At 53.4% G+C, this 262-nt stretch carries 1 protein-coding gene; it reads left to right on the plus strand.

From position 1 onward, the window contains the following. Positions 1–262 (plus strand): RNA polymerase sigma factor (locus tag DXD25_RS16990; RefSeq protein WP_187360503.1); only part of this gene is annotated, 262 nt, incomplete at both ends.

Raw genomic sequence — 262 nt, forward strand, 5'->3', positions numbered from 1 at the left:
TGATGCGGAGCGTGAAGAATGCCTGCATCAATCTTATAGCCAGAAAGAAGAGAGATGAACGACTGAAACGGCTTCTCCCTCTCTCGGAAGAGAAATTGACGGAGGAAGAACCTTCTCGCCTGGAAGAACGATGGCAGGCTGCCGTGGATTGCATCGACCACGACCTGACCGACCAGACTGCTTCCGTCATCCGATTGTGCTATCGGGAAGGAATGTCGTATAAGGATACGGCGGAGGAGCTGGGCATCAGTGTCTCGGCAGT

Source organism: Prevotella sp. TF12-30 (assembly GCF_003436715.1).
Classification (GTDB): Bacteria; Bacteroidota; Bacteroidia; order Bacteroidales; family Bacteroidaceae; genus Prevotella; species Prevotella copri_A.